This window comes from Allosphingosinicella sp., assembly GCF_035626655.1.
Taxonomy (GTDB): domain Bacteria; phylum Pseudomonadota; class Alphaproteobacteria; order Sphingomonadales; family Sphingomonadaceae; genus Allosphingosinicella.
In genome coordinates this window covers 92067-114092 of sequence record NZ_DASPNF010000007.1, presented here as the reverse complement: position 1 = coordinate 114092, position 22026 = coordinate 92067, and the positions used below count along the sequence as shown (strand labels likewise).

Annotated in this window: 25 protein-coding genes; 10 read left to right on the top strand and 15 right to left on the bottom strand. The window is 69.3% G+C overall.

Annotation, left to right across the window (positions count from 1 at the left end; genetic code table 11):
* The first annotated feature begins 121 nt into the window (after nt 1–121).
* Together VEC11_RS06865 and VEC11_RS06860 are read left to right on the top strand one after the other, a co-directional pair.
* The gene (locus VEC11_RS06865; RefSeq protein WP_464129895.1) at nt 122–874 is read left to right on the top strand and encodes an ABC transporter ATP-binding protein; all 753 of its coding nucleotides are present in this window, start codon (nt 122–124) and stop codon (nt 872–874) included.
* Nucleotides 871–2313, top strand: coding sequence for a hypothetical protein (locus VEC11_RS06860; RefSeq protein ID WP_464129894.1), 1443 nt, complete (start codon nt 871–873; stop codon nt 2311–2313). The genes VEC11_RS06865 and VEC11_RS06860 overlap by 4 nt, the downstream gene beginning before the upstream one ends.
* Here VEC11_RS06860 and VEC11_RS06855 read toward each other — a convergent pair.
* Together VEC11_RS06855 and ruvB are read right to left on the bottom strand one after the other, a co-directional pair.
* Nucleotides 2289–3482 carry a DUF3089 domain-containing protein gene (locus tag VEC11_RS06855; RefSeq protein WP_464129893.1) on the bottom strand — a complete coding sequence of 398 codons (1194 nt, stop codon included), beginning with the start codon at nt 3480–3482 and terminating at the stop codon, nt 2289–2291. The genes VEC11_RS06860 and VEC11_RS06855 overlap by 25 nt on opposite strands.
* Nucleotides 3483–3623: 141 nt before the next feature.
* Complete coding sequence (gene ruvB, locus VEC11_RS06850) at nt 3624–4661, bottom strand: Holliday junction branch migration DNA helicase RuvB (RefSeq protein WP_464129892.1); 1038 nt, start codon at nt 4659–4661, stop codon at nt 3624–3626.
* Between the two features lie 123 nt (nt 4662–4784).
* Between ruvB and VEC11_RS06845 the strand changes: the two genes are divergently transcribed.
* The gene (locus tag VEC11_RS06845) at nt 4785–5216 is read left to right on the top strand and encodes a hypothetical protein (protein ID WP_464129891.1); all 432 of its coding nucleotides are present in this window, start codon (nt 4785–4787) and stop codon (nt 5214–5216) included.
* Between the two features lie 94 nt (nt 5217–5310).
* On the opposite strand, the gene VEC11_RS06840 is transcribed toward VEC11_RS06845, so the two are convergent.
* The 6 genes from VEC11_RS06840 to VEC11_RS06815 all read right to left on the bottom strand — a co-directional run bounded on the left by VEC11_RS06840 (nt 5311) and on the right by VEC11_RS06815 (nt 8457).
* Nucleotides 5311–5712 (bottom strand): GFA family protein, encoded by a 402-nt coding sequence (locus tag VEC11_RS06840; RefSeq protein WP_464129890.1) that lies wholly within the window; start codon nt 5710–5712, stop codon nt 5311–5313.
* Entirely contained in the window at nt 5709–6302 is a 594-nt protein-coding gene (ruvA, locus tag VEC11_RS06835) for a Holliday junction branch migration protein RuvA (RefSeq protein ID WP_464129889.1), read from the bottom strand. Before ruvA ends, VEC11_RS06840 begins: the two co-directional genes overlap by 4 nt.
* A gap of 185 nt (nt 6303–6487) precedes the next feature.
* Entirely contained in the window at nt 6488–6973 is a 486-nt protein-coding gene (gene ruvC / locus VEC11_RS06830; RefSeq protein ID WP_464129888.1) for a crossover junction endodeoxyribonuclease RuvC, read from the bottom strand.
* On the bottom strand, nt 6970–7338 hold the full coding sequence (locus VEC11_RS06825; RefSeq protein WP_464129887.1) for an endonuclease domain-containing protein: 369 nt from the start codon (nt 7336–7338) through the stop codon (nt 6970–6972). Before VEC11_RS06825 ends, ruvC begins: the two co-directional genes overlap by 4 nt.
* Nucleotides 7339–7423: 85 nt before the next feature.
* On the bottom strand, nt 7424–8167 hold the full coding sequence (locus VEC11_RS06820) for a YebC/PmpR family DNA-binding transcriptional regulator (RefSeq protein WP_464129886.1): 744 nt from the start codon (nt 8165–8167) through the stop codon (nt 7424–7426).
* 35 nt (nt 8168–8202) lie between these two features.
* Entirely contained in the window at nt 8203–8457 is a 255-nt protein-coding gene (locus tag VEC11_RS06815; protein ID WP_464129885.1) for a DUF2312 domain-containing protein, read from the bottom strand.
* Nucleotides 8458–8523: 66 nt separating this feature from the next.
* Here VEC11_RS06815 and pyk point away from each other — a divergent pair, with 66 nt between their 5' ends.
* Nucleotides 8524–9993: a pyruvate kinase gene (pyk, locus tag VEC11_RS06810; RefSeq protein WP_464129884.1), complete on the top strand. Its 1470-nt coding sequence runs from the start codon at nt 8524–8526 to the stop codon at nt 9991–9993.
* On the opposite strand, the gene VEC11_RS06805 is transcribed toward pyk, so the two are convergent.
* From VEC11_RS06805 to ykgO, 3 genes are all read right to left on the bottom strand, one after another.
* On the bottom strand, nt 9990–10754 hold the full coding sequence (locus tag VEC11_RS06805) for a histidine phosphatase family protein (protein ID WP_464129883.1): 765 nt from the start codon (nt 10752–10754) through the stop codon (nt 9990–9992). The two genes, pyk and VEC11_RS06805, sit on opposite strands and share 4 nt — an antisense overlap.
* A 34-nt stretch (nt 10755–10788) precedes the next feature.
* Complete coding sequence (locus tag VEC11_RS06800; RefSeq protein WP_464129882.1) at nt 10789–11424, bottom strand: HAD family hydrolase; 636 nt, start codon at nt 11422–11424, stop codon at nt 10789–10791.
* 113 nt (nt 11425–11537) lie between these two features.
* Nucleotides 11538–11663: a type B 50S ribosomal protein L36 gene (gene ykgO, locus VEC11_RS06795; protein ID WP_006833921.1), complete on the bottom strand. Its 126-nt coding sequence runs from the start codon at nt 11661–11663 to the stop codon at nt 11538–11540.
* A gap of 198 nt (nt 11664–11861) precedes the next feature.
* On the opposite strand from ykgO, the gene VEC11_RS06790 reads away from it, so the two are divergent.
* Entirely contained in the window at nt 11862–12320 is a 459-nt protein-coding gene (locus tag VEC11_RS06790; RefSeq protein ID WP_464129881.1) for an Lrp/AsnC family transcriptional regulator, read from the top strand.
* A 165-nt stretch (nt 12321–12485) separates the two neighbouring features.
* Here the strand turns inward: VEC11_RS06790 and VEC11_RS06785 are convergent, their stop codons facing one another.
* Both VEC11_RS06785 and galE read right to left on the bottom strand, forming a co-directional pair.
* The gene (locus VEC11_RS06785; RefSeq protein ID WP_464129880.1) at nt 12486–12716 is read right to left on the bottom strand and encodes a hypothetical protein; all 231 of its coding nucleotides are present in this window, start codon (nt 12714–12716) and stop codon (nt 12486–12488) included.
* A 143-nt stretch (nt 12717–12859) separates the two neighbouring features.
* On the bottom strand, nt 12860–13879 hold the full coding sequence (gene galE, locus VEC11_RS06780; protein ID WP_464129879.1) for a UDP-glucose 4-epimerase GalE: 1020 nt from the start codon (nt 13877–13879) through the stop codon (nt 12860–12862).
* Nucleotides 13880–13980: 101 nt separating this feature from the next.
* Between galE and VEC11_RS06775 the strand changes: the two genes are divergently transcribed.
* From VEC11_RS06775 to gpmA, 3 genes are all read left to right on the top strand, one after another.
* The gene (locus VEC11_RS06775; protein ID WP_464129878.1) at nt 13981–14589 is read left to right on the top strand and encodes a DUF4136 domain-containing protein; all 609 of its coding nucleotides are present in this window, start codon (nt 13981–13983) and stop codon (nt 14587–14589) included.
* A gap of 27 nt (nt 14590–14616) precedes the next feature.
* Nucleotides 14617–15750 (top strand): M14 family metallopeptidase, encoded by a 1134-nt coding sequence (locus tag VEC11_RS06770; protein ID WP_464129877.1) that lies wholly within the window; start codon nt 14617–14619, stop codon nt 15748–15750.
* A 117-nt stretch (nt 15751–15867) separates the two neighbouring features.
* Entirely contained in the window at nt 15868–16554 is a 687-nt protein-coding gene (gpmA, locus tag VEC11_RS06765; protein ID WP_464129876.1) for a 2,3-diphosphoglycerate-dependent phosphoglycerate mutase, read from the top strand.
* A gap of 130 nt (nt 16555–16684) precedes the next feature.
* Here gpmA and VEC11_RS06760 read toward each other — a convergent pair whose 3' ends face one another.
* A complete protein-coding gene (locus VEC11_RS06760; RefSeq protein WP_464129875.1) occupies nt 16685–17293 on the bottom strand; it encodes a GGDEF domain-containing protein in 609 nt (202 codons plus the stop codon).
* A 114-nt stretch (nt 17294–17407) separates the two neighbouring features.
* Between VEC11_RS06760 and purE the strand changes: the two genes are divergently transcribed.
* Complete coding sequence (gene purE, locus VEC11_RS06755) at nt 17408–17896, top strand: 5-(carboxyamino)imidazole ribonucleotide mutase (RefSeq protein WP_464129874.1); 489 nt, start codon at nt 17408–17410, stop codon at nt 17894–17896.
* Nucleotides 17893–18957, top strand: coding sequence for a 5-(carboxyamino)imidazole ribonucleotide synthase (locus VEC11_RS06750; protein WP_464129873.1), 1065 nt, complete (start codon nt 17893–17895; stop codon nt 18955–18957). The genes purE and VEC11_RS06750 overlap by 4 nt, the downstream gene beginning before the upstream one ends.
* Before the next feature lie 54 nt (nt 18958–19011).
* On the opposite strand, the gene VEC11_RS06745 is transcribed toward VEC11_RS06750, so the two are convergent.
* Nucleotides 19012–21948 carry a M16 family metallopeptidase gene (locus VEC11_RS06745; RefSeq protein ID WP_464129872.1) on the bottom strand — a complete coding sequence of 979 codons (2937 nt, stop codon included), beginning with the start codon at nt 21946–21948 and terminating at the stop codon, nt 19012–19014.
* Nucleotides 21949–22026: the final 78 nt, after the last annotated feature.

Here is a 22026-nt window from a genome sequence, read left to right as displayed (position 1 = left end):
GCGGGACTCCCCCGCAAACCGCAAAAGACGAGCCGAGCCGATTTTGCGTTAACCTTTATCCCTGCCGGCCCTGGACGTCGGGCGCCTCGACGGCGCCAGGCGGGCGTGGCAGACGGCCCGGATGAGTGAAGCCGCGTTGCAGATCGAAGGCCTGTCGAAGAGCTTCGACAAGCGCGTCGTCGACAATCTGGACCTGAGAGTGGCGCCGGGCGAGCTCTACGCCCTGCTCGGCCCGAACGGGGCGGGCAAGACCACGACCCTGCGCATGGCCGTGGGCCTGACCCGGCCGGAGAGCGGCTCGGTCCATGTCTTCGGGGTCGACGCGCTCGCCGAGCCGCTCGCCGCCAAGAGGCTGACCGCCTGGCTGCCCGACGAGCCGATGCTCTACGACAAATTGACGCCGGCCGAATATCTGGGCTTCGTCGCCGGCCTCTGGCGGATCCCGCCGGCCGAGGCGGCGCCCGAGGCCGAGCGGCTGCTGAAATGGCTGGAGCTCTGGGAGCAGCGCGACACGCCCTGCGAAGGCTTCTCGCGCGGCATGAAGCAGAAGGTCGCGCTGGCCGGCGCGCTGATCCACCGGCCCCGCCTCCTGATCCTCGACGAGCCGCTGACCGGGCTCGACGCCAATATGGCGCGCGCCGTGAAGGACGCGCTGCGCGCAGTGGCGGATGCGGGTGCGGGGGTGATCGTCACCACCCATATCCTCGAGGTCGCGGAGCGGCTGGCCGACCGGATCGGGATCATCGCGCACGGCAGGTTGCTGGCCGAGGGCACGCTTGCCGAGCTGCGTGCGCAGGCGGGCTCGGACGCCCTCACCCTGGAGGACGCCTTCATCCGGCCGACCCGCGATCCGGAGGCCGCGGCGGGCGCATGACCTGGCTGATGCACCGCCTGACCCCGGGCGGCTTCCTCTGGCTGCTGATCAACGAAGTGCGGCTCGCCACCCGCGCGGCCCGCCAGCGCCGCGGCGGCAACGCGATCTGGGCGCTCCTGATCCTCGTCTACACGCTCGCTGGCTTCTGGCTGGCGAGCAATCTGGTCGGCGTGCCGATCGCGCCGACGCCGATCGCCCTCAATCTCGTGCTCGCCGTCTGCGTGCTGGCCGCGAGCTTCATGACCACGCAGGCGATGCTGCGCAGCCAGGACACGCTCTACCTGGCCGGCGATCTCGACCTTTTGCTGACCGCGCCGCTGCCGCCGCGCCGCGTGCTGCTCGCCAAATTGTGCGGGATCGCCACCAACATCATCTTCGTCTTCGCGGCCTTCACCCTCCCGGTCGCGCTCCCGGTCGCCCTGCTCGGCCATCCGGGCCTGTTCGGCGTGCCTTTGCTGCTGCTTGCTCTGGCCATGGTCAGCGCCTGCCTCGGCCTCGCGATCACCTTGGCGATCGTGCGCGTCGCCAGCCCCCGCACCGCCCGCACGATCGCGCAGATCGTCGGCGCCATCCTCGGTGCGAGCGTCTTCCTCGCCTCGCAATTCCTGTCGGCGGGGCCGGGGCGCGAATCGGCGGGCCGCGCCCTGTTCGGCTGGCTGATGCGCCACAATTTCGGCGGCGAGGGGATCGGCGCGCTGCCCGGCCGCGCCGCCCTGGGCGACTTTCCGGCGATGGTGCTGGTGCTCGGCGCCGCGATGCTGGTCTTCGCCGGCGCGGGCGCGTTGCTGGGTCGGGTCTTCCTCGTCTCCTACCAGAATGCGCCGGTGCGGCTGACGCGCAATCGCGGCCGGGCGAAGGGCGGGATCGCCCGCCATTTCCGCGGCGGCCTGTTCGCGACCATGTTCGCCAAGGAGGCGCGGCTGCTCCGCCGCGACCCGCAGCTCGCCTTCACCATCGTGCTGCGGCTGATCTACCTGGTGCCGATCGCCCTGCCCGCCTTCACCCACGGGCGCGGCCCGCCGCTGCTGCCGGCCCTGGCCTTTGCGGGCGTCTTGATCGCCGGCCAGCTCGCCGGCAGCCTCGCCTGGCTGACCGTCTCGGGCGAGGACAGCCCGGACCTGATCGCGGTCGCGCCGGTGGAGAAGAGCGCCGCCGAGCGGGCGAAGCTGGCCGCCGCCCTGCTGATCGCCGCGCCCTTCGCACTCGTGCTGCCGCTGGCTATCGCCCTGGTGAGCCCGCGCGCGGCGGTGATCGCGCTGACGATGACCGGGGCCTGCGCCCTCGCTGCGGGCCTGGTCGAGCTCAAGTTCCAGCGGCCGGGGCCGCGCAAGAGCTTCGGCAACAGGCGCCGGGGCTCCTTCCTGGTCGGCCTGCTGACCTTCCTGATGACGGGGCTGCTCGGCCTCGGGGCCGGCTATCTGGTCTGGCTGATCGGCTGAGACGCCATGGCGAACCGGTTGCGGTTCGCCTGCCAGGCGGCGCTCTGCCGGGCGACCATGCGGATGAGGTCGCCCTGCGGCGCATTCATGTCGGCCAGGTGCATGCCCCAGCCGTCGAACGTCCAGCGCCAGAAAAAGATTTCGCCCGGAATGTCGTCGGTGCGCGCATCGTGCGGATCGGCATTCACGCCGAGCGAGAGATAGCCGGTCCGGCCGTGGTTCACGCAGGCCGCCGAGGCGAGGCCCCGCGCATGGACGAACTGGGCGGGCGCCTCGCCCTCGCTGGACCAGGTGACGCGGCTCGGCATGCTCTCGTTGCTGCCCGTATAGAAGTAGGAATCGAGCGGCACCCGTGCATTGCTGCCCAGGGCGGCCGGATTGGTGCAGGCGATCGTCCAGTCGGGCCGCGAGGCATGGCCGAGCACCGCGTCGGCGGGCGGCTCATGGCCCTGGCGGTAGGAGACGTAGGAGACGATGCAGCCGGTCTGGTCCGCGCGGGTGCAGAGCGGCAGGCTGCGGAAGGTGCCGCCGGTCACCTGCCCCCGCGGCACCTCGACCTTCCAGCCGGGGATGATCGCCGAGACGAGCTGGCGCTGCAGCGGCCGTCCCTCGAACTCGCGCTTCAGGAGCTCGATCGCATAGACCGTGCCCTGGCTGTGCGAGACGATCACGACCGGGCGGCCATGATTGTAATGCTGCATGTAGTAGCGGAAGGAGGCCGCGACGTCCCCATAAGCGCGGTTGAAGATCGGGTCCGGATTGAGCCCGTTCAGGACGCTGCGCACCGCGGCGACCGTGCCCGAGCGATAGACGGGGACGAACGGCCGGCAGACGCTGGCATAGCGCGCGAACTGGATCTGGACGGCGGCCCGTTCCTCCATTCCCGGCGACAGATCGGAGTTGAAGCCGGGATCGCGCGACACCGTGGGGTAGAGATAGAAGCAGTCGGCGGGGGGCGTGGCGGCCGCGCGGGTCACGACCGGGCCGCCATAGCCGTTCGGACCGAGCTCGACCGTGTCCGGCGAGGCGCACGCGTCCGCGCGCCCCGGCAGACACAGCCAGTTCGCTCCGTCGGCATAGTCGGCAGGGCCGGCCGGCCCGTTCGACTCAGGGTCTGCGGGTGCTGCGGCGATGGTCGCTACGAGCAGCAGCAGAGCGGCTTTCCTCATAAGTCCCCCCAAATGCGCGGAATCGCGCGCAAAAGCGCGGCCGGGCCTTCGGTGTGGCCGCTAAGCCACAAATCGGGCTGAAAATCAATCACTTCTTGGTTTTGCCTCCGTTCCGTAACGGAAGGCGGCAAGGCTGCGCGGTTATTTCCCGTCGAACAGGCCGCCCTGGCCGCCGGGCCTCGCGGCCGGCTCGGGCAGGCCGAGATGGGTCCAGGCGGGGCCGTTCAGGCAGCGGCCGCGGGCGGTCCGCGCGACCAGGCCGAGCTGGATGAGGAAAGGCTCGATCACCTCCTCGATCGTGTCGCGCGGCTCGGAAAGGCCCGCGGCGAGCGTCTCCACGCCGACCGGCCCGCCCTTGTAGATGTCGGCGATCATCCGGAGGTAGCGCCGGTCCATGGCGTCGAGGCCGAGCTGGTCGACCTCCATCCGGGTCAGCGCCGCATCGGCCACCCTGGCGTCGACCTCGGCATCGCCCGCGGCCTGGGCGAAGTCGCGGACCCGGCGCAGCAGCCGCCCGGCGATGCGCGGCGTGCCGCGCGAGCGCCGCGCCACCTCGCTCGCGCCGTCCCCGGTGAGCGCGAGGCCCAGCAGCCGCGCGGCGCGCCGCACCACCTGCTCCAGTTCGTCCACAGTGTAGAAATTGAGCCGCACCGGAATACCGAACCGGTCGCGGAGCGGCGTAGTGATCAGCCCCTGCCGCGTGGTCGCGCCGACCAGGGTGAATTTGGGCAGGTCGATCCGGACCGAGCGCGCCGACGGCCCCTCGCCGATCATCAGGTCGAGCACGCGATCCTCCATCGCCGGGTAGAGGATCTCCTCCACCGCCGGCGCGAGCCGGTGGATCTCGTCGATGAAGAGGACGTCGCCATCCTCGAGATTGGTCAGGAGCGCCGCCAGATCGCCGGACCTGGCGATCACCGGCCCGGAGGTGGCGCGGAAGCCGACGCCGAGCTCGCGGGCGATGATCTGCGCCAAAGTGGTCTTGCCGAGCCCCGGCGGCCCGAAGAACAGGACATGGTCCAGCGCGTCACCGCGGCCCTTCGCCGCCTCGATGAACACCCTGAGATTCTCCCGCGCCGCCTTCTGGCCGACGAATTCGTCGAGCGTCTTCGGGCGCAGGGCGGCATCGAGATCCTCGGGCCGGCGCTCGGGCGTGGTCAGGCGGTCGGGGTCGGTCACCGGGCCGTTAGAGGCTATCGGGCGGGCTTCTGCAACCGGGCAATGGCCGGTCCGGCCGACCCGCCGGCCGCCATTGACTCGGCGGCGGCATGATCTCAGGCTCCCTGCGGGGGGGAAATCGCCATGCTGAAAGAGATCGAGGATTATTGGGGCGCGGAAAACGCCACGCGAAGCGGCATGTATGGGGCGCTCGGCTATGCCGGCGTGGTGGTGTTCAGCACCATTTTGCTGCTGCTCGACCAGGCAGGCGTCCAGTTCAGCTGGCTTGACGGGGGCATGCAGGCGTTCCTGCTCGCGATCCTCGGCGCCCAGCTCGGCGTTGCCGTGCTCGCCGCCTGGCGGTTCAGCATGGGGAAAGGGCTGATCCCCGGCGCCATCACGCTGGGCGTCTTCCTGCTCAACCTTATCGTGAGCGTGGCCAACGGAGCGATCCCCGGCATCATCTGGTGGGTCGCCTATGCCGCGATCATCATCGGCCTGATCAACGGCCTGCGCGGTGCGTGGGCGATGCGCACGATGGAGCATCCCGGCGACGTCGTGGAAACCTTCGAATAGAGTCGGCGCACCCGCTGCCCGACCAAGCTTCTTCGGTCGCAAAGCCGCGTCGAGGTCCCCGGGCCGATGTTCGGCCGTGGTCAGGCCGTCAGGGTCAGTCCCGATGTTCGACGTCGTCGCCCTGCAGGGACACCCAGGGATGCTTGCGCCTTTCCCAGACGGAGAAACGCGGCGGCGGGAAGTCCGGGTCGGCGAAAGCGCCCACCGGAATCGCGATCGCCTCCGGGATCGGACCGCCCTGATACCAGACGGTGGAGCCGCAGATCGGACAGAAATGATAGGTCACCGCATGGCCGCTGTCCGCGATGCGCACCCACTGCGTCGATTCGCCGGCGACCGACACGTTTCCGGCCGGAAAGCGCGCCTGCTCGGCGAAGGGCGAACCGCTGCGCTGCTGGCAGGCAAGACAATGACAGACCGAAATGCGGATGGGCTCGCCCTCGCAGCGGGCGACGAGCTGGCCGCAGCGACAGGAGGCCTGACGAACGACGGTCATTTCGCCGCCTTCTTCAGCGCCGTCCGCACCAGCAGATCGAAGCTTGCCTCGGGGCCGATCTCGGCCTCGGCCTTCGCCACCGCGGCCGCCGCGTCGGACGGGCGGAAGCCGAGATTGGCGAGCGCGGAGACGGCGTCCTGGCTCTGGCTGCCGCTGGGCGCGGCGGGTCCGCCGGCGCCGAGCGCGATGCCGCCGGCCTTGTCCTTGAGCTCGTTGACGATGCGCTGCGCGAGCTTGGGGCCGACGCCCTGCGCGCGGGCGATCATCGCATGGTCGCCGCTCGCCACCGCGCGGTGGACCTCGTCGGCCGACAGAGCGGAGAGGATGGCCAAGGCGACGCGGGCGCCCACGCCCTGGACCGAGACGAGCAGCCGGAACCAGTCCCGCTCCGCTGCGCTGGCAAAGCCGACCAGGCGGATGAAATCCTCGCCGACCAGCATCTCGGTGTGGAGCACGACCTCCTCGCCGATCGCGCCGAGCGACGAGAGGGTGCGGGTGGAGGCCGCGACGAGATAGCCGACGCCGCTCACGTCGATGACGGCGTTATCCGCGGTGAAATCCGCCAACGTCCCCCGGAGCCTCGCTATCATGGGAAAACCCTATCCGTTCGGGCCGGGCTTGTCGAAGCCCTGTCCTTCACTTTTCAGGCAAGAAGAAAGGCAGCCCTTCGACAATGACCAGGTTTGAATGTCGCCCGGACATTCAAAGCCATGCCGGGGGCATGGCGACCTGGTCATCAGGGCGAACGGTGATGTTGTTGCCCGCCCTCAGAGCCTCACCCCACCCGCCGCGCCGTGGCGAGATGATGGGCGTGGGTGATCGCGACCGCCAGCGCGTCCGCGGCGTCGGCGCCCGCAATCTTCGCCGCCGGGAGCAGCCGCTGGACCATGGCGTGGACCTGCGCCTTCTCGGCTGCGCCGGTGCCGACCAGGGCCTTCTTGACCAGCCGCGCCGCATATTCGCCGACCTCGAGCCCTCGCCGCGCGGCCGCGAGCAGGACGACGCCGCGCGCCTGGCCGAGCTTCAGGGTCGATTGCGGATTGTCGTTGAGGAAGACCTCTTCGCAGGCGGCCGTCGCCGGCGCATGCGCCTCGATCACCCGGCCCAGCTCCTCCTCGAGCCGGACGAGCCGCGCGGCCAGCGCCTGCTTCGCGTCGGTGCGGACCTGGCCGTTGGCGACATGGCTCAGCCGGTTCCCCTCGGCCGCGATCATCCCCCAGCCGGTGCAGGCCAGCCCGGGATCGAGGCCGATGATGATCATAAGCCCCTCCCCTTCAGGGGAGGGGTTGGGGTGGGGGAGTGGGGAGAGTTCCACTGCCGATCGGGACGATTTCCGAGCGCATGAAGGATGGTCGTCAGCACGCCGTCCATATTGGTCATGACATCGCCATTGGTGAAGCGAATTGTCGGGAATCCCCGATTGGCCAGGACCACGTCGCGACGCGCATCCGCGCCGGCCTCATGAGTATCTCCATCGACTTCCACGATCAGACCTTTCGCCGGACAAAAGAAGTCGACGATGAAAGGCGGGATCGCGGCCTGGCGCCGAAATTTGAAGCCGCCGAGCTGCGAGTTGGAGAGATGACGCCAGAGCCGCTTTTCTGGTTCGGTAGGCTCGCGGCGCATCCGCCGGGCTCTTTTCCTGAGCTTCGGATCGGCTCGCACGTCCTCCCCACCCCTTGATCCCCTCCCCTGAAGGGGAGGGGTTTGGCTAGCCCAGTTTCTCGAGCACCTCGTCGGGCACTTCGTAATTGCCCCAGACGGTCTGGACGTCGTCATCCTCCTCGAGCGTGTCGACCAGCTTGAGCAGCTGGCCGGCATCCTCCTCGCCGACCTCGACATTGGTCCGCGCGCGCCAGGCGAGCTTCACGCCCTCCGGCTCGCCGAGCGCGGCCTCGAGCGCGCGGGCGACGGCGTGAAGATCGTCGATGCTGGTCCAGATGCGGTGGCCGTCCTCGTCCGATTCGACGTCGTCGGCCCCGGCCTCGATCGCCGCCTCGAAGACCTGGTCGTCATTGCCGGCGCTTGCCGGGAACTCGATCAGGCCGAGCCGGTCGAAGCCGTGGCTGACCGAGCCCGAGGCGCCGAGATTGCCGCCATTTTTGGAGAAAGCGGTGCGCACGTTGGTGGCGGTGCGGTTGCGGTTGTCGGTCAGCGCCTCGACGACGAGGCTGACCCCGCCCGGGCCGAAGCCCTCATAGCGGACCTCCTCGTAATTCTCGCCGTCCGACGCCGACGCCTTGTCGATCGAGCGCTGGATATTGTCCTTGGGCATGGACTGCGCCTTGGCCGCGTTGACCGCGGCGCGCAGGCGCGCGTTCATGTCGGGATCGGGCAGGCCCATCTTGGCCGCCACCGTGATCTCGCGCGAGAGCTTGGAGAACATGGCCGAGCGCTTCTTGTCCTGCGCGCCCTTGCGATACATGATGTTCTTGAACTTGCTGTGGCCGGCCATCGCCGCTCACCTTTCCTTCAATTTTCCGGCGCGGATCAGGCGAGGCCCAGCGCCGCCTTGTAGGTGTCCAGGATCGCCTCCGCCTCCTGGCGGGCGTGCGTCTCCATCTTCCGCAGGCGGACCACGGTGCGCATCGTCTTCGGATCGTAGCCGCGCGCCCTGGCTTCGGCATAGACGTCGCGGATATCGCCGGCCATCGCCTTCTTCTCTTCCTCGAGCCGCTCGATCCGCTCGATCAGCAGCCTCAGTTCGTCGGCCGCGATGCTTCCTTCCGCCAATTCAATCTCCATGGATTCGGGTTGAGCCGCAGCGTCTAGCGCCTTGCACTGTCATGTCGAGCGGCTATTGCCGCTCCCATGTCGAAGGAAGCCACCAGCCGGTTCGTGCCGCGCAGCCGCAAGGTCCGGATCCTCGCGACCCTGGGCCCCGCCTCCGACAGCCCGGCGATGATCCGGCGGCTGGTCGAGGCCGGCGCGGACGCCTTCCGCATCAACATGAGCCACGGCAGCCATGCCGACCATGAGAAGCGCATTGCCGCGATCCGCGCGCTCGAGGCGGAGCTGGAGCGCCCGACGACGATCGTCGCCGATTTGCAGGGCCCGAAGCTGCGCGTCGGCAAGTTCAAAGGCGACAGGGCCGAGCTGAAGGCCGGCCAGGCCTATGTCTTCGACCGCGGCAAGGCGCCGGGCGACGAGAGCCGCGCCATCCTTCCCCACAAGGAGATTTTCGACGCGGCAGCGCCGGGGATGCGCCTGCTGGTCGACGACGGCAAGCTGGTCTTCCGCGTCATTTCCGCGGACGCCGACCGGATCGAGGCGACGGTCGAGGTCGGCGGGACGATCTCGAACAACAAGGGCCTCAACGTCCCCGACGTGGTGCTGCCGCTGGCCGCCCTGACCGAGAAGGACCGCGCCGACCTCGCCTTCGCGCTGGACCAGCATGTCGACTGGGTCGCGCTCAGCTTCGTGCAGCGACCCGAGGACGTCGCCGAGGCGCGCCGGCTGATCGGCGGCAAGGCCAATCTGCTCGCCAAGATCGAGAAACCGGCGGCGATCGAGCGGCTGGAGGGCATCCTGGAGCTGGCCGACGCGGTGATGGTCGCGCGCGGCGATCTCGGCGTCGAGCTGCCGCCCGAGGCGGTGCCGCCGCTGCAGAAGCGCATCGTCGAGGCGGCGCGGCGCATGGGCCGGCCGGTCGTGGTGGCGACGCAGATGCTGGAATCGATGATCACCTCGCCCTCCCCTACGCGCGCCGAGGTCTCGGACGTTGCCACCGCGGTCTATGATGGCGCCGATGCGATCATGCTCTCGGCGGAAAGCGCCTCGGGCCGCTTCCCCTGCGAGTCGGTCGAGATCATGAACCGGATCGCGACCAGCGTGGAATCCGACCCCAGCCATTATGCCCGCGTCCATTTCACCGAGACCCTCCCGGACGCGACCACCAACGACGCCATCGCCCGGGCAGCAGGCGACATCGTCCGGACCGTGGGCGCCGCCTCGATCGTCTGCTTCACCAGCTCGGGCTCGACCGCGCGGCGCGTGGCGCGCGAGCGCTCGGCCGTGCCATTGCTGGTGCTGACCCCGTCGCTGAAGACGGCGCGGCGGCTCGGCCTGCTCTGGGGCGCGCATGCAGTGCGCACCCGGGACGTTTCCAGCTTCGAGGAGATGGTCGGCAAGTCGAAGCGCATGGCGCTCCGCCACGGCCTCGCCAAGGGCGGCGACCGGATCATCGTCACCGCCGGCGTGCCGTTCGGCGTGCCCGGCTCGACCAACGTGGTGCACGTCGCCCGGCTGATCGGCGACGAGCTGGACCGGCATTCCGGCTAGCGCGCCGCGACCATGGCGTCCGGCGCGGACGTGACCGGCGCCGCCTCCTCGACCAGCGGCGCGGCGAAATTGTAGCGGGTCAGTTTCGGCGCGCAGAGGCGGGAATCGTCCGGCTCGAAATCATATTCGCAGACCCCGCAATTGATCACCTCGCCGGCCTTGTCGATCGCCAGCACCTGCGCCTCGTCCAGCTCCTCGAGGATGTAGCGCAGGCAGAGCACGACGACCTGGTGGCAGACGATCAGCACGCGCCGGTCTGCATGGTGCAGGCTGATCGTGTCGAGCGCGCTCCGGAGCCGCAGGATCACGTCCGCCCAGCTCTCGCCGCCCGGCGGCCGGAAATAGAATTTGCCGAGCAGGGTGCGGTGGTCGGCCAGCTCGGGATGCTTCAGGCGGATGCCGTGCGTGGTCAGCCGGTCGAGCACGCCGAACTCGCGCTCGCGCAGGCGCTCGTCGACGACCGGCTGGCGGCCCGCCTCGCCGACCCCGCCCGCCTCGCAGATCGCCTTCGCCGTCTGCCGGGCGCGGACATAGGGCGAGCAGAGCACCACCTCCGGCCGCGCCGCCTCGGGCTGGGCCGCGAACCAGCGGCCGAGCGCCTCGGCCTGGCGCAGGCCGAGCGCGGAGAGCGGCACGTCGACGTCGCGCAGCGCGATGTCGATCATGGGCAGGCCGGCAGCGTCCGCGGCGTCGCGCGCGACATTGCCGGCGCTCTGCCCGTGGCGGACGATCCAGAGCCGTTCGGGCCAGCGCTGCCTCATGCGGGGAGAAAGCCCGCGCCGCGCCCGGGTTCCCTCAGGCGGGCAGCAGGTCCTCGGCGACGAGGCGTGCGCGAAGCTCCGCCGCGTCGGTGAAGAGATGCGCTTTCATCCCGACGAGCTCGGCGCCCATGACGTTGATCTGCCGGTCGTCGACGAACAGGGCCTCGTCGGGGCGCAGGCGGAAGCGGTCGAGCGCCAGATAGTAGATGGCCGCATCCGGCTTCAGCAGCTTCACCTCGCCCGAGACGACGATGTCCCGGAAGCGGGAGAAGAAGGCCTTCTCCTTCTCGAAGAAGGGCGGCCAGAAATCGGCGGAGAAATTGGTGATCGCGAAGAGCGGCACGCCGGCCTCGTCCAGCTCCGCGACGATGTCATGCACCCCGGGCACCGGGCCGCTGATGGTCTCGCCGAAGCGGTCGCTCCAGGCAGCGATCAGCTCGGCATATTCGGGGAATTTCTCGCTGAGCTCGGCCGCGGCCTCGGCATAGGGCCGGCCGCCGTCCAGGCTCTCGTGCCAGCCATAGAGGTCGGCCTCTTCGATCAGGCGCAGGCGCGCCTCGTCATCGGCGATCTGCCGGACGAGGAAGGCATCGGGATCCCAGCCGTAGAGGACGTTGCCGACGTCGAAGACGACGGCTTTGGGCGACCTGGGGGAGGCTGGCTTTACCATCAACCGTTCGGGCTGAGCCTGTCGAAGCCCTGCCCTTCACCCCTTCCTGAAAGAAGGACAGCCCTTCGACAGGCTCAGGGCAAACGGAAGTGCGGGGCTCGAAGGCCCGTGCCTTAGCCCTGGCGCGCCTTGAACCGGCGGTTCGTCTTGTTGATGACGTAGGTGCGGCCCCGGCGGCGGATCACGCGGCAGTCGCGATGGCGCGACTTGAGGGACTTCAGAGAGTTGCGGATCTTCATGGCTCGGGACGCCTGTCTGTTCTCTAACGATGCTGATTGCCGAAAAAGCGAAGGCGCCACCTAGAAGGCGGGGTGCGGAAAGTCAACCACCGGCGGGGCGCGGAGCCTCAGAGAAAGGCTTGCGCCAGACTTGGAAGAATATATCCTCGGACCGGCAATTGCAGCCCGTCGCAGCAAGAATCTTCCAAGTTGGGAAATATGGATCGGACCGACCTCAAGATCCTCGCCATCCTGCAGGAGGACGCCTCGTTGCCCGTCGCCGAGGTGGCGAGCCGGGTGAACCTGTCGCAGACGCCCTGCTGGCGCCGCATCCAGAAGCTGGAGACGCAGGGCGTGATCCAGCGCCGCGTCGCCCTGCTCGACCCCGATTCGATCGGACTCGGCATCTCCGTCTTCGTCGAGATCGAGGCGGCGGACCACAGCCCCGAGTGGCTGGACAGCTTTGCGGGCGCGGTGGCCGCCATGCCCGAGGTGATGGAGGTCTATCGCATGGCCGGCGACGTCGACTACCTGCTGCGCGTCGCGGTCGGCTCGATGGCGGATTATGACGATTTCTACCGCCGGCTGATCGGCCAGGTGCCGCTGAAGAACGTCACCTCCCGCTTCGCCATGGAGCGGGTGAAAGCGACGACCGCCTATCCGCTGCCCGCGGCCTAGGCCCCGTCGTCATTGCGGGGAGCGCAGCGACGCGGCAACCTAATCCCTGGCTTGCTTCGCTCCGCTCGCAATGACGTTCAGGACACAACGAAAATGGCCCCCGGACGAGGTGCCGGGGGCCGAGTCGACCGCTTCAACCTAGGGAGACCTCAGCGGCAGTGAAATTCAGAGCCCGTTGCCGGCGGCGCTGTTGCTGTCGTTGCCGGAGGCGTTGACGTCCGCGGGCGCGGGGGCATTGGCGTCGACCGGCGGCAACGTGTTGGCGTCGCCGAGATTCTCGACGGGCGGCGTTTCGACGACATTGTTGGCGGCCGCGGCATTGTTGGCGGCGCCGCCGCCGCACGCGGCGAGCGACGCCAGGCCGGCGGCGAGAAGAGCGGTGGTCAGGATTTTCATGGCTTTGTTCCCCCTGGTTCTCGAATCATGGGCGGGGAAAGAAAGACCAAAAGCCGCCCGCCGGTTCAACGCCGGATCGGCGGCGGGACAAACTTTGCACGGCGCTGCTCCCGCGGCGCGCGGTGCGGCAACAAGCTTCCAAATCAGCCGCCGGGATTGGCAGACTTTTCCGCCAGCCTGCGCTCCCAGGCGAGCGCGTCGGCGACGATCAGGTCGAGGCTGTCCCGCGCGGGCCGCCACGGCAGGGTCGCGAGGATGCGGCCATTGTCGGCGATCAGGGCAGGCGGGTCCCCGGCGCGGCGGGGCATCATCCGCCGCTTGACGTGATGGTTGGTCACACGATCAACGCAGTCCAGCACCTCGAGCACGGAAAAGCCGCGGCCATAGCCGCAATTCATCACCAGGCTCTCATCGGGCGCGGCGATCAGCCGCTCCAGCGCATCGAGATGGGCGGCGGCGAGGTCGCTGACATGGATATAGTCGCGCACGCCGGTGCCGTCCGCGGTCTCATAGTCGGTGCCGTAGACGTCGACATGGCCGCGCTTCCCGGTCGCCGCCTCGACCGCGATCTTGATGAGATGGGTCGCCCCCTTCGTCGACTGGCCCGAGCGCCCGGCGGGGTCGGCGCCGGCGACGTTGAAATAGCGCAAGGCGCAATAATTGAGGTCATAGGCGGCGGCGCTGTCCTTCAGCATCCGCTCCGTCATCAGCTTGGACCACCCGTAGGGATTGATCGGCTCGGTCCGCGCGCCCTCTGCGACCGGCACCTCGTCCGGAATGCCGTAGGTCGCCGCGGTCGAGGAGAAAATGAAATGCCTGACCCCGCCTTTCACCGCGCTCTCGATCAGCGACCGGCTCTTCACCGTGTTGTTCGAATAATATTTGAGCGGGTCCTCGACCGATTCCGGGACCACGACCGAGCCGGCGAAATGCATGATCGCGCCGATCCTGTGCTCGGCGATCAGCCGGGCGACCAGCGCCTGGTCGGCAATGTCGCCCTCGGCGAAGATGGCGGCCCCGGGCACCGCCCAGCGGAAGCCGGTGACCAGATTGTCGATCACCACCACCGGCCAGCCCGCGTCGAGCAGGGCAAGCACCGCATGGCTGCCGATATAGCCCGCGCCGCCCGTCACCAGCACCGGCAGCCTCTTTGTTCCCGTCATTCCGCCTCCGTAGCTGTCCGCTGCAGCAAAAACGCGTTAAACTCGTTACCGCCCCTATACGGCCTCGCCGTTGCGGGAAAAGGCCGCGGATGGAGGAAGCGATGAAGCGATTCGCATCTTGCCTGGGCGCCCTTGCGGGCCTCGCCCTGCTTTCGGGCTGCATGACGGATGGCGGGCCGACGCCGCCGTCGGTGACCCGATTCCATCTCGGCCAGCCGATCGCCCGCGCGGTCATCGCCATCGAGCCGAGCGACCCCGCCGATGCCAGCAGCCTCGAATTCGACGCGGTGGCCGACGCGGTCGCGCGCGAGCTGACGCGGCTCGGCTGGACCGTCGAGAAACGCAACGCCCGTTCCGAGCAGGTCGCCGTGGTCTCGGTGACCCAGGAGAGCCGGATCGCACCCCGCCGGTCGGGCTTCTCGATCGGGATCGGCGGCGGCACCGCCTCCTATGGGCGCAACAGTGCCGTCGGCGTCGGCGGCGGGGTCAACGTGCCGGTGGGCCGCACCACCAACCAGTTGGTCGCGACCCAGCTCGCGGTCCGCATCCAGCGCCGCTCCGACGCCACCGTCGCCTGGGAGGGCCGGGCCGATTACGAGGCGCGCGCCGGCACGCCTGATGCGACCCGCGTGGCTGCCGCCAGTCGTCTGGCCGCCGCCCTTTTTCGGGACTTCCCTGGGGAGTCGGGCCGCACTATCAGGGTCCGCTGACGGCCTATCTGACATCTCAAGGACACAATGACCCTTTCCATTTCGAGCGCCTTCGACGGCGGCAATATCCGTGTGGTCGCCATCAAAGGCGATGTGGCTGACCTGGAGATCGTCAAGGACCACCAGTCCGACTTCTACCAGTGGTTCTATTTCCGGCTGACCGGCGCCGCCGGCCGCGCGCTCAAGCTGCGCATCACCAATTGCGGCGGCGCCGCCTATCCGGACGGCTGGCCGGGCTACCAGGCCTGCGTCAGCACGGACCGGGAGGACTGGACCCGGGCCGAATCTACCTATGCCGACGGCGTGCTGACGATCAGCCTAACGCCGGCGTCCGACAGCGTCTGGGTCGCCTATTTCGCGCCCTATACGATGGAGCGGCATTACGATCTCGTCGCCTCGGTCGCGGCGGTTCCGGGCGTCGAATATCGCTCGCTCTGCCAGACCCTGGACGGGCGCGAGCTGGATTACTTCCGCCTGCCCGGCGGCAGGCTGCAGGTCTGGCTCTATGCGCGCCAGCATCCGGGCGAGACCATGGCCGAATGGTGGATGGAGGGCGCGCTCGAGCGGCTGCTCGACGAGGCGGACCCGGTCGTGCGCCGGCTGCGCGAGAAGGCGACCTTCCACATCGTCCCGAACATGAACCCCGACGGGAGCTTCCGCGGCCATCTGAGGACCAACGCCGCGGGCGTGAACCTCAACCGCGAATGGCACGCGCCGAGCGCCGAGCGCAGCCCGGAAGTGCTCGCCGTCCTGGGCGAGATGGACCGGACGGGCGTCGACTTCGCGATGGACGTGCATGGCGACGAGGCGATCGCCGCCAATTTCCTCGCGGGCTTCGAGGGCATCCCCTCCTGGAAGGAGGGGCAGCAGGCGATCTTCGACGCCTTCAGCGAGGCGCTGGTCCGCGCGACGCCCGATTTCCAGACCGAGAAGGGCTATGAGATCCCGGCGGCGGGCAAGGCCAATCTCTCCATGTCCACGGCCCAGCTCGCCGAGCGCTTCGGCGCGGTCTCGATGACGCTGGAAATGCCGTTCAAGGACAATGCCGATCTGCCGGACCCGGTCTATGGCTGGTCGACCGACCGCTGCCGCCTGCTCGCGCGCGCCTGCCTGGACGGTCTGCATGCGGTCCTCCCGCAGCTGGAGACCTATCGGAAGTGAGGCGCGCTTCGTCATTGCGAGCGTAGCGAAGCAACCCGGAACCGCCTAGACGCTCGCTGGATTGCTTCGTCGCTGCGCTCCTCGCAATGACGGCGGCAGCAGGGAGACCCTCGCCGAATGCCCCAGCTTGTCCTCATCCGCCACGGCCAGTCCGCCTGGAATCTCGAGAACCGCTTCACCGGCTGGTGGGACGTGAACCTGACGCCGCTGGGCGAGGAGGAGGCCAGGCAGGCGGGCGAGCTGCTCGCCGCCCGGGGCTTCGACTTCGACCTCTGCTTCACCTCCTTCCAGACCCGGGCGATCAAGACGCTGAACATCGCGCTGGAGGCGATGGGCCGGCTCTGGCTGCCGGTCGAGAAGGACTGGCGGCTGAACGAGCGCCATTATGGCGGACTGACCGGGCTCAACAAGGCCGAGACCGCGGCGAAGCATGGCGAAGAGCAGGTCAGGATCTGGCGCCGGAGCTTCGACATCCCGCCGCCGGCGATGGCGCCGGGCGGCGATTTCGATCTCACCAACGACCGCCGCTATGCCGGCATCGCCATCCCGACCCACGAGAGCCTGAAGGACACGATCGCGCGCGTCCTGCCCTGTTGGGAGGAACGGATCGCGCCGGCGCTGAAGGACGGCAGGCGCGTCCTGATCTCCGCCCACGGCAATTCGCTCCGCGCCCTGGTCAAGCACCTCTCCAACATCGCCGACGACGAGATCGTCGCGCTCGAGATCCCGACCGGCCAGCCGATCGTCTACGACCTCGACGAGCAGCTGAACGCGATCGAGCGCTATTTCCTGAAGGACCGCTGACCGGGGGACCGCCACCCCAACCCGTCATGCCAGCGAAGGCTGGCATCCCAGCGGGGTCTTCGCCTGGGCAAAATTCGGAAAATGCAGTCTGGACCCCAGCATTCGCTGGGGTGACGGGCTGTGGGGGTCGTCAGAACTCCTTGACCCGCTCGCGGTTACGGGCGGCGCGGCGGAGGACTTCCTCGACGCTGTCGCCGGGCAGGATGGTGGCGACGCTGACCGTGGCGGTCAGCTTCACCTGGGTATGGCCGAGATCCAGCGGATGGGCGGCGATGCAGCGGGCGATGCGCTCCGCCGTGTCGAGCGCGCTGTCCGCGTCGAGATGGTCGAGCAGCAGCGAGAAGGCGCCGCCGCCGTTGCGCGCGGCGACGTCGCTTGAGCGGATCAGGCTCTTCAGCAGGCGGGCGACGTGGCGCAGGGCGGCATCGCCGGCGACCCGGCCATGGCCCTCGTTCACCGCCTTCAGATCGTCGACGTCGACCGAGATCAGGGCGGCGGGAATCCGGTGGCGCGCGGCCTGGCTGACGACGCGCTCGAGCTCGCTGCGGAACTGGCGGGCGTCGGCGAGCGCGGTCAGCGCGTCGCGGCCGCTCTGCTCCTCGGCCTCGCCCAGCTGGGCGCGGGCGTCCGCGAGCGCGGCGCGCAGCAGCGCATTCTCGTCGGTCAGCCGTTGCAGCGCCTCGCGCGCTTCGCGCGCCTGCGGGTCCCTGTCGGCGTTCTTGTCGTCTCGCCGTGCCATGAACTCAGCTTAAGACGAGAAGGTTAACGCAACTTTGAGATTGCGCGGCAGACGATTGCCCCCGGGCAGCGGCCGAGCTAGGGGGTGGCGCTTCCACGGCCCTCGGGGGACATCATGCCGGGCGAAGCACCGCTGATCGGGATCATCATGGGCAGCCGCTCCGACTGGGAGACGATGCGCCACGCCGCCGAGACGCTCGACGCGCTCGGCCTCGCCTACGAGACGAAGGTGGTCTCCGCCCACCGCACGCCCGAGCGGCTCTACGATTATGCGAAGAATGCCGCCGGGCGCGGGCTGAGGGTGATCGTCGCCGGCGCCGGCGGCGCCGCGCATCTGCCCGGCATGGCCGCCTCGATGACCCATTTGCCGGTGCTCGGCGTGCCGGTGGAGAGCCAGGCCCTGTCCGGCATGGATAGCCTGCTCTCGATCGTGCAGATGCCCGCCGGCGTCCCGGTCGGGACGCTGGCAATCGGCAAGGCCGGCGCGATCAATGCCGGCCTGCTCGCCGCCTCGATCCTCGCCACCGCCGATGCGGGGCTGGCGGAGCGGATCGCGCGCTGGCGGCAGGAACAGACCGAGGCGGTCGCCGAAAACCCCGAATGACGCTCGCGCCCGGCTCCACCATCGGCATTATCGGCGGCGGCCAGCTCGGGCGGATGCTCGCCATGGCCGCGGCGCAGCTCGGCTACCGCACCCATATCTACGCGCCCGACGCGGACAGCGTCGCCGCCGAGGTCGCGGGGGCATTCACGCGGGGCGCGTTCGACGATGCCGACGCCATCGCCCGCTTCGCCGCTGAGGTGGACGTCGTTACCTACGAGTTCGAGAATATCCCGACCGCGCCGCTGGCCGGGATCGGCCGGCTGCATCCGCCGGTCGGGGCGCTGGAGATCGCCCAGGACCGGCTGGAGGAGAAGCGCTTCGTCGCGTCGCTCGGTGGCCGGCCGGCGCCCTTCGCCGCAGTGGACGACCGGGCCGGGCTCGAGGCGGCACTCGCCGAGATCGGCGCGCCCGCCCTGCTGAAGACCCGGCGCTTCGGCTATGACGGCAAGGGCCAGGCGCGAATCATGGCCCCGGGCGAGGCGGACGCGGCCTGGGCGGCGGTCGGCGGCGCGCCGTCGGTGCTCGAAGGCTTCATCCGCTTCGATGCGGAATTCTCCGTCCTGCTCTGCCGCGCCGCGGATGGCGAGACGCTCTCCTGGGACGCGCCGCGCAACGTCCACCGGGACGGCATTCTCGACATCTCCACCGTGCCCGCCGGGGAAGATCTGGAGGCCGCGATCGCCAAGGGCCGCGCGCTCGGCGAGCGCATCGCGTCGGCGCTCGATTATGTTGGCGTGCTGGCCGTGGAGTTCTTCGCGCTCGGTGAGGAGGCGATCTTCAACGAGATGGCGCCGCGCGTGCACAATAGCGGTCACTGGACGATCGAGGGCGCGGTCACGTCGCAGTTCGAGAATCATATCCGCGCTATCGCCGGCCTGCCGCTCGGCAGCACGACGCTGGCCGCGCCGCGCGTCGAGATGCGCAACCTGATCGGCGCCGACGCGGAGGACTGGCCCGCCATCCTCGCCGACCCGGCCGCGCACCTCCACCTCTACGGCAAGAGCGAGGCCAGGCCCGGCCGCAAGATGGGCCATGTCACCCGCCTGCTCCGGAAAGGCTGAGGCCCCCGCCGGTCTCCCGGCGAGGGCCCCATCCTTACTGCCTTGCAGTCCGGCTTATTGGGCCGGGCGCTGGGTCGGCTGGGCGGCCGCCTGCGGCTCGACCACCTCGACCGGCAGGCCGAGCGCGTCCAGCTGGGGGCGGACCCGCGCCGCGTCGCCGACCACCACCCAGACGAAATTGTTCGGGTTTATGTAGCGCCGCGCCGTCGCGTCCAGCGTCGCCTTGTCCATGCTGCGATAGCGGTCCGCGATCGTCGACCAGTAATTGTCCGGCCGGCGATAGAGGGCGTTCGAGCGAAGCGCGCCGAGTACCGCGCCCGACGTCTCGAACTGGCCGGGCAGCTGGCGGGTATTGCCGAGGATGATGCGGTTCATCTCCTCGTCGGTGATGCCGCTGGTGGTCAGGAAGCTGGTCACCATCTCCCGCGCCGCGGCGATGGAGGGGCCGGTCTGGTTCTGCTGCACGGGCGCCTGGATGATATAGGGCACCTGATGCTCGTACAGGTTGGGTCCGCCGCGGGCGCCGTAGGACCAGCCGCGCCGTTCGCGCAGCTCCATGTTGATGCGGGCGAGGAAGCTTCCCCCCAGCGCCTCGTTGGCAGCAGTGAGGTTGAGCAGGTCCTGCGTGCCCTCGGCCGGAATGATCTGGCCGCCGAGGATCACCGACTGCGGCGATTGCGGGCGGTTGATCAGCACGATGCGCGGCCGCGGCGCCGGGATGGGGACGTTGAACGCCTTCACCCCCCGGGCGACGCCGGCGGGCGGCCGCCAGTTGCCGAAACGCGCCTGCAGCATTGGCCTCAGCTGGGCGAGCGGCAGGTCGCTGACCACGAAGATCGTGGCATTGTCCGGCCGGATCCAGGTCTGGTGGAAGCGGATCAGCTCGTCGCGGGTCAGCGACCGCACGACCTCCAGGTCGCCCGATCCGGTGAACGGCTTCCCGTAGGGATGGCTGGTGCCGTAGATCAGGCCGGGCAGGGCGCGCAGCGCCAGGCCCTGGGGGTTGGTCAATTCCTGTGCGATGCCGGCAAGCTGCTGCTGGCGGATGCGCTCGACTTCCGCGGGGGCGAAGGCCGGGTTGCGGATCACGTCGGCGAGCAGGTCCAGGGAGGCGGGAAGCTGCGTGCTGAGCGCGTTCAGCGAGACCGTGGTGCGGTCGAGGCTCGCCCCGGTGTTGATGGTCGCGCCGATCCGCTCCTGCGCCTCGGCGAGCTGGATCGAGTTGAGCCGGGTCGTGCCCTCCTCAAGCATGTTCAGCATCATCGCCTGGGTGCCGAGCCGGTTGGCCGGATCGGCGGCGATGCCCGCGTTGAACTCGACGGCGACCCGGGTCACCGGCACCGCCGAGCGGCGCGCATAGATGATCTGGATGCCGTTGGAGAGGCGGGCGCGCTCGGTCGCCGGGAACTGGACCGGCAGCGTGCCGGTCACGCCCGGCATCGGCTCGCGGGTACCGGTCCGCGCCGGAGCCGGGGCGGCTGCCGGTGCGGGCTGGGCCTGGGCCTCCTCGGCCCCACCGCCGCCGCCGCCACCGCCGCCGCCGCCAACGAAGTTGGAGCGGCTGCCCTGGCCGGGCGCTTCCTGATAGGCCTCGCGCTCGCCGGGATCGACGCGGATGGCGAGCACCGGACGGGTGAGCCAGCGCTGCATCGCCGCACGGACCTGCTCGGGCGTGACCCGGGCCAGCTGCTCGAGCCGGAGGCGGTAGAAATTGGGGTCGTTCGCGTAGAGCATGCCTTCGGCGAGCGCCACGGCCTTGCCGCCGAAGCCGCCGACCTGCTCGAGGCCCTGCACGCGGCCCGAAAGCGCGCGCATCACGGCGCGGCGGACCTCGTCCTCGGTCGGGCCGGTGCGGATGAACTCGGCGATGATCTCGTCGAGCCGGCGCGACACCGCGTCCGCATCCTGGCCGGGCTTCACGTCGACCTGGACCTCGAACATGGAGAGGCGCTGGAACGGCTGGACGAAGGTGGCGACGCGGACCGCTGTCTGCTCGCCGCGCACCAGCGCATTGTCGAGCCGCGAGCTGGCGAGGCCGCCGAGGATGGAGGCGCCGACCTGCAGCGGCACCTGATCATCGGCGGTCAGCCCGGGCACGGCCCAGTTGCGGTAGAGCCGGACATTGGCGACGCGGTCGTGCATCTGCCGGTCGACCCGGGCGCTGAGCGTCGGGACGGCGGCCTGTGCCGGATTGTTCACCGGGCCGCGCGGGATCGGGCCGAAATAGCGCTCGACCAGCGGCCGCGCCTCGGCGGCGCTGATGTCGCCGGCGAGCACGAGCACGGCATTGTTCGGGCCGTATTTGCTGCGGAACCAGTCGCGCACCGTCTCCAGCGTCGCGGCGCTGAGGTCGGCCATCGAGCCGATCGTCGAGTGGTGATAGGGATGGCCCTGCGGGAACAGCCCTTCGAGCTGGGCATATTCGACCATGCCGTAGGGCTGGTTGTCGCCCTGCCGCTTCTCGTTCTGGACGACGCCGATCTGGTTGGTCAGATTCTCCTGGGTGACGGCGCCGAGCAGGAAGCCCATGCGGTCGCTCTCCAGATAGAGCGCGCGCTCGAGCGCGTTCTTGGGCACGGTCTGGAAATAATTGGTCCGGTCGAACCAGGTCGTGCCGTTGAAGTCGGTCGCGCCGATCTCGCGCAGCGGCGCGAAATAGTCGCCCGGCGCATTCTCGGAGCCGTTGAACATCAGATGCTCGAACAGATGGGCAAAGCCGGTCCGGCCGGCCGGCTCGTCCTTGGAGCCGACATTGTACCAGACGCTGACCGCGACCACCGGCGCCTTGCGGTCGGTATGGACGACGACGCGCAGGCCGTTGGCGAGCGTGAAGGTCTCGAACGGGATGTTGACCCGCTGGAGCAGCGCGCCGACCGTGTCGGTGCCGCCGCGGCGGGCGCCCTGTTCGGTGCTGGCGATGGCGGTGGTGGAGGTGGTCGCAACGAGGGACAGGCCCGCCGCAAATGCGAATGAAGTGAGTAGTTTCCGCATGTGATTCCCCATGTCGTGCAGGGGGCGGACACTAGCGCGGTGTAGCGCCAAAGCAATACGCGTCCGGCTAAATACCGA

Coding starts and splice junctions, on each gene's coding strand:
- VEC11_RS06840 (WP_464129890.1), bottom strand. CDS start 5,712: ATGACCGTCGTTCGTCAGGCCTCCTGTCGCTGCGGCCAGCTCGTCGCC.
- VEC11_RS06865 (WP_464129895.1), top strand. CDS start 122: ATGAGTGAAGCCGCGTTGCAGATCGAAGGCCTGTCGAAGAGCTTCGAC.
- VEC11_RS06855 (WP_464129893.1), bottom strand. CDS start 3,482: ATGAGGAAAGCCGCTCTGCTGCTGCTCGTAGCGACCATCGCCGCAGCA.
- VEC11_RS06745 (WP_464129872.1), bottom strand. CDS start 21,948: ATGCGGAAACTACTCACTTCATTCGCATTTGCGGCGGGCCTGTCCCTC.
- purE (WP_464129874.1), top strand. CDS start 17,408: ATGCCGGGCGAAGCACCGCTGATCGGGATCATCATGGGCAGCCGCTCC.
- VEC11_RS06820 (WP_464129886.1), bottom strand. CDS start 8,167: ATGGCCGGCCACAGCAAGTTCAAGAACATCATGTATCGCAAGGGCGCG.
- ruvA (WP_464129889.1), bottom strand. CDS start 6,302: ATGATAGCGAGGCTCCGGGGGACGTTGGCGGATTTCACCGCGGATAAC.
- ruvC (WP_464129888.1), bottom strand. CDS start 6,973: ATGATCATCATCGGCCTCGATCCCGGGCTGGCCTGCACCGGCTGGGGG.
- VEC11_RS06860 (WP_464129894.1), top strand. CDS start 871: ATGACCTGGCTGATGCACCGCCTGACCCCGGGCGGCTTCCTCTGGCTG.
- VEC11_RS06790 (WP_464129881.1), top strand. CDS start 11,862: ATGGATCGGACCGACCTCAAGATCCTCGCCATCCTGCAGGAGGACGCC.
- VEC11_RS06760 (WP_464129875.1), bottom strand. CDS start 17,293: ATGGCACGGCGAGACGACAAGAACGCCGACAGGGACCCGCAGGCGCGC.
- VEC11_RS06805 (WP_464129883.1), bottom strand. CDS start 10,754: ATGAGGCAGCGCTGGCCCGAACGGCTCTGGATCGTCCGCCACGGGCAG.
- VEC11_RS06785 (WP_464129880.1), bottom strand. CDS start 12,716: ATGAAAATCCTGACCACCGCTCTTCTCGCCGCCGGCCTGGCGTCGCTC.
- pyk (WP_464129884.1), top strand. CDS start 8,524: ATGTCGAAGGAAGCCACCAGCCGGTTCGTGCCGCGCAGCCGCAAGGTC.
- VEC11_RS06750 (WP_464129873.1), top strand. CDS start 17,893: ATGACGCTCGCGCCCGGCTCCACCATCGGCATTATCGGCGGCGGCCAG.
- VEC11_RS06800 (WP_464129882.1), bottom strand. CDS start 11,424: ATGGTAAAGCCAGCCTCCCCCAGGTCGCCCAAAGCCGTCGTCTTCGAC.
- ykgO (WP_006833921.1), bottom strand. CDS start 11,663: ATGAAGATCCGCAACTCTCTGAAGTCCCTCAAGTCGCGCCATCGCGAC.
- VEC11_RS06845 (WP_464129891.1), top strand. CDS start 4,785: ATGCTGAAAGAGATCGAGGATTATTGGGGCGCGGAAAACGCCACGCGA.
- VEC11_RS06775 (WP_464129878.1), top strand. CDS start 13,981: ATGAAGCGATTCGCATCTTGCCTGGGCGCCCTTGCGGGCCTCGCCCTG.
- VEC11_RS06815 (WP_464129885.1), bottom strand. CDS start 8,457: ATGGAGATTGAATTGGCGGAAGGAAGCATCGCGGCCGACGAACTGAGG.
- VEC11_RS06825 (WP_464129887.1), bottom strand. CDS start 7,338: ATGCGCCGCGAGCCTACCGAACCAGAAAAGCGGCTCTGGCGTCATCTC.
- gpmA (WP_464129876.1), top strand. CDS start 15,868: ATGCCCCAGCTTGTCCTCATCCGCCACGGCCAGTCCGCCTGGAATCTC.
- VEC11_RS06770 (WP_464129877.1), top strand. CDS start 14,617: ATGACCCTTTCCATTTCGAGCGCCTTCGACGGCGGCAATATCCGTGTG.
- galE (WP_464129879.1), bottom strand. CDS start 13,879: ATGACGGGAACAAAGAGGCTGCCGGTGCTGGTGACGGGCGGCGCGGGC.